Genomic DNA, 3,756 nt, shown 5'->3' with positions numbered 1-3,756 from the left:
GACACCGGTCTGGTTGTCCCGGTCGAAGTCACCGCCGGCGGCGATCATGCGGCGTACGAATCCCAGCCGGGTGGTGGTGGCGACGTCGATCATGTGGGCGAGCACGTCGTGGACGGTCCACCCGGCGCACAGCGACGGGGTCGTCCAGCGTGCCGGGGCGAGGGTCTCGAGATCGCGGATCAGCGCCTCACGTTCGGCGTGCACCACGGACCAGATCGCGCTCTTGGACGACATGGTCCGGACGCTACCGCGCCCGCACCGGGCACGCCCCTGCATTAGACGACGGTGACCTGCGTGAGGGTCGACTACTCCACGGGAACCCGGGCCTCGATCTCCGCGAGCCAGGCCGCGGGCGAGGCGTCGGAGGGCATCCGCCAGTCGCCGCGGGGCGACATGGTGCCGCCGTTGGAGACCTTGGGGCCGTTGGGCAGGGCGCTGCGCTTGAACTGGTTCGCGAAGAAGCGCTTCACGAAGACCTCGAGCCAGGCCCGGATCTCCTTCATCTCGTACGCCGCCCGCTTCCCCTCCGGGAACCCCGGGGGCCACTCGCCCGCCTCGACGTCGTGCCAGGCGTTCCACGCCAGGAAGGCGATCTTCGAGGGCGTGAAGCCGTTGCGGACGGTGTGGAAGAGGGTGAAGTCCTGCAGGGCGTACGGCCCGATCTTCTGCTCGGTGGACTGCAGCTCCTCGCCCGGCACGAGCTCGGGCGAGATCTCCTGGTCGAGGATCGCCTGGAGCACCTCGTCGGCGGTGCCGTCGAACTGCTCGGTGGTGATCACCCAGCGGATCAGGTGCTGGATCAAGGTCTTCGGCACACCGGCGTTGACGTTGTAGTGCGACATCTGGTCGCCGACGCCGTAGGTTGCCCAGCCGAGCGCCAGCTCGGAGAGGTCACCGGTGCCCAGGACGATGCCGCCGCGCTGGTTGGCGATGCGGAAGAGGAAGTCGGTGCGCAGGCCCGCCTGGACGTTCTCGAACGTGACGTCGTAGACCGGCTCACCGTCGCCGGCCGGGTGACCGATCTCCTTGAGCATCTGGGTGGCGGTGGGCCGGATGTCGAGCGTCTCGTAGGTCGTCCCGAGCGCCTCCATCAGGTGGATCGCGTTGGACTTGGTGTCGTCGGAGGTCGCGAACCCGGGCATCGTGAACGCCAGGATGTCGCTCGCCGGACGCCCGAGCCGCTCCATCGCCTTGGCGGCGACGATCAGCGCGTGGGTGGAGTCGAGCCCGCCGGAGACGCCGATGACGATCTTCGTGTCCGGGCCGATCGACTGCAGCCGCTTCTCGAGCCCGGAGACCTGGATGTTGTAGGCCTCGTAGCACTCCAGCGCGAGCTTCTCGGGGTCGTCGGGGACGAACGGGAACCGGTCGACCTTGCGTCGCAGACCGTCGCCGGTGAGCGGCGGCGCGAGCTCGAACTCGATCTCGGAGTGGAACGTCCCCTCGGTCCGCCGGTTGTCGTCGAAGGTGCCCTGCCGGATCCGCTCGGCGCGGATCCGCTCCAGGTCGACGTCGACCACGGTGCGCCGCGGCCCGTCCGGGAAGCGCTCGGTCTCACCCAGCAGGTCGCCGAGCTCGTAGACCATCGTCTGCCCGTCCCAGGACAGGTCGGTCGTCGACTCGCCCGGGCCGGCGGCCGTGTAGACGTACGCCGCCATGCAGCGCGAGCTCGCCGACTGCACCAGCAGGCGCCGCGCGTCGGAGCGTCCCACCGTGATCGGGCTGGCAGAGAGGTTGAGCAGGACGGTCGCACCAGCGAGCGCGCCCTTGGCGCTCGGCGGCACCGGGACCCACATGTCCTCGCAGATCTCCACGTGGAAGACGAGATCCTTGACGTCGGTGCACCGGAAGAGCAGCTCGTTGCTGAGCGGCACCTCCTCGCCGCCGAGCATGATGGTGCCGTCGGCGCCGTCGCCGGTGCCGTACCAGCGCTTCTCGTAGAACTCGCGGTAGGTCGGCAGGTAGGTCTTGGGCACCACGCCGAGCACCTCGCCGCCGTGGATCACGACCGCGGTGTTGATCACCCTGTCGCCGTGGCGCAGCGGGGCACCCACCACGATCACCGGCAGCAGCTCCTCGGAGGCCACCACGATCGCGCTGATCGCGGCGTGGACCGCATCGAGGAGGGTGCGCTGCAGGACGAGGTCGTCGATCGAGTAGCCCGAGAGGCACAGCTCGGGGAAGACCGCGACGGCGACCCCCTCGGCCGAGCACTCGCGAGCCTGCGCGATCACCTCGCGCGCGTTGGCCGCCGGGTCGGCGACCGAGATCGGGATGGTGCACGCCGCGACCCGCGCAAAGCCATGGGAGTAGGCGGAGTAGAAGTCCACACCCTGGAGTCTAGGCGCGACCGGCTACCCGGCCACCCCGATGCCCGCCACCGACCGCGTACGACCTCAGGAGAGCTCGCGGATCCTGATGTTGCGGTAGGACACCACGTCCGGGGCACTGCCGTGCGCCTGGACCCCGACATGACCCGTCAGGCCCCGGCTGCTGGAGTCGGGGTCGTTCGGGCGACCGGGGAACGGCAGCCCGGGCAGGTTTTCGAACTCGTTGATCACGACGCCGTTGCGGATCACGGTGTAGTGCTGGCCGACGACGCGGATCTCGAGATCGTTCCAGGTGCCCTTCGGGGTCGGTCGCGCCTGCGCAAGGTTGAGGTCGGCGAAGCCGTAGATCGACCCGGTCTTGCGGGGGTCGTTGCCGCCGCCCTCCGGCGAGTCGTTGACCTGGATCTCATGACCGCAGTTGACCGCGATCCAGGAGAGGTTGCCGGTCTCGCTGCCGTTGAACGTGGTCGGGCACCCTTCGACCGGACCCCACAGCTCGGGGAAGCGCACCTGGACGCCGCTGTTCCCGCGGGCCGCGCCAGGCGCGTCGTCGCGGAACTGCAGCCGCAGCGAGAAGTCGCCGAACTCCTTGCCCGGGTACCACAGGGTTCCGAACCCGCCACCCGCGCCGGCGCGGCTGCGGATGGTGCCGTCCGGCATCAGGTCGAAGCCGCCGTCGCCGGCGTACGCCCAGTCGGCGAAGGAGCCGGCCGAGCCGTCGAAGAGCCAGTCGTAACCCTCGACCTTCCCCACCTGCGAGCGGGCGGCGGCGGACTGCAGCCGGCTGGCGTCTGCCTGCGTCACCTCGCCGGTGGCGACCAGCTCGGTGGTGACGGAGCGTACGTGCGCCACGAAGGCCCCGTGGGTCGGCCAGGTCCGCTCGTCGTCGATGACGTCGTTGATGGTGCAGCCGGAGCGCAGGGTGCTGTTGGCGACGCCACTGTCGAGATCGAGGAAGACCACGCTCTGGCGGGCGTCGGGTGCCGGGCAGGCCGCGATCGTCGCGGCAGCTTCGTCGGAAGCCGCCGCCGCTCCGGTCTGACCGCCCAGGCACAGGGCGGTGATCGCGAGAAGGGCCGACCCGACGGCGAGGCGGGTCCGGGGGTGGCGTGGGGGCAGGAAGCGAGACATCGAGACTCCGAACGTCGGGACGCCGAGTGGGCATGTGATGCGCGTCACGCCGGATGCTAGTGTCGCTCACCGCTGACTTTCAACCATTTCCGGACGACTTTCGAGGGCGATCTTCGAAAGTTCGCCTCGCTCGATAACCAGGAGCGCCGGGGCTGTCGTTCGGTTTAGCGTCGGACCGTGCTGATCCGACGTGAACGTCCTGAGGACGTGGCCGACATCCGGGCGGTCACGGCCGCCGCCTTCTCCGGTGTGGAGCACTCGGCCCCACCGATCGAGCCCGACGGCGCACCCGGGG

3 protein-coding genes are annotated in these 3,756 nt (G+C 69.7%); all 3 read right to left on the bottom strand.

The window, feature by feature from the left end; genetic code table 11:
- On the bottom strand, positions 1-234 hold a 234-nt coding region (locus ACFVJS_RS26965), incomplete at its 3' end, for a maleylpyruvate isomerase family mycothiol-dependent enzyme (RefSeq protein WP_378886633.1).
- 71 nt (positions 235-305) lie between these two features.
- A complete protein-coding gene (locus tag ACFVJS_RS26960) occupies positions 306-2,330 on the bottom strand; it encodes an NAD(+) synthase (protein ID WP_378886632.1) in 2,025 nt (674 codons plus the stop codon).
- 66 nt (positions 2,331-2,396) lie between these two features.
- A complete protein-coding gene (locus tag ACFVJS_RS26955; RefSeq protein WP_378886631.1) occupies positions 2,397-3,461 on the bottom strand; it encodes a DUF1080 domain-containing protein in 1,065 nt (354 codons plus the stop codon).
- Between the last annotated feature and the right edge of the window lie 295 nt (positions 3,462-3,756).

The sequence above is a fragment of the Nocardioides sp. NPDC057772 genome (assembly GCF_042798075.1).
Lineage (GTDB): Bacteria > Actinomycetota > Actinomycetes > Propionibacteriales > Nocardioidaceae > Nocardioides.
Note: the sequence above shows the minus strand (reverse complement) of the source record. Positions and strands in the feature narration are given on the sequence as shown.

Coding starts and splice junctions, on each gene's coding strand:
- ACFVJS_RS26955 (WP_378886631.1), bottom strand. CDS start 3,461: ATGTCTCGCTTCCTGCCCCCACGCCACCCCCGGACCCGCCTCGCCGTC.